1 protein-coding gene is annotated in these 677 nt (G+C 68.4%); it reads right to left on the bottom strand.

The annotated features are described in order from the left end of the window. Window positions 1-677 (bottom strand): 2-oxoacid:acceptor oxidoreductase family protein (locus CCL05_RS42330; RefSeq protein ID WP_208641749.1); only part of this gene is annotated, 677 nt, incomplete at both ends.

Here is a 677-nt window from a genome sequence, read left to right as displayed (position 1 = left end):
TGTCCACGACCAGCAGCGGCAGCTCCAGCGACACCGCCAGGCCGATCGTCTCCGACTTCAGCGCCACACCCGGGCCGGACGTCGTGGTCACCGCCAGCGAACCGCCGAAGGCCGCGCCCAGCGCCGCCCCGATCCCGGCGATCTCGTCCTCCGCCTGGAACGTCCGCACCCCGAAGTTCTTGTGCTTGCTCAGTTCGTGCAGGATGTCCGAGGCCGGCGTGATCGGGTACGACCCCAGATACAGCGGCAGATCCGCCTGCCGGCTCGCGGCGACCAAGCCGTAGGACAGGGCGAGGTTGCCGGAGATGTTGCGGTACACCCCCGGCGGGAACGCCGTGGCCGCCGGGGCGACCTCGTAGGAGACGGCGAAGTCCTCCGTCGTCTCCCCGAAGTTCCAGCCCGCCCGGAACGCGGCGATGTTCGCCGCCGCGATATCGGGCTTCTTCGCGAACTTCGACTTCAGGAACTTCTCCGTGCCCTCCGTGGGCCGGTGATACATCCAGCTCAGCAGGCCCAGCGCGAACATGTTCTTGCTGCGCTCGGCCTCCTTACGGGTGAGGTCGAACTCCTTCAGCGCCTCCACCGTCAGCGTGGTCAGCGGCACCGGGTGGACGTGGTAGCCGTCCAGCGACCCGTCCTCCAGCGGAGACGTCTCGTAGCCGACCTTCTGCATCGCC

It is taken from the genome of Streptomyces africanus, from assembly GCF_002150735.1.
Classification (GTDB): Bacteria; Actinomycetota; Actinomycetes; order Streptomycetales; family Streptomycetaceae; genus Streptomyces; species Streptomyces africanus.
Note: the sequence above shows the minus strand (reverse complement) of the source record. Positions and strands in the feature narration are given on the sequence as shown.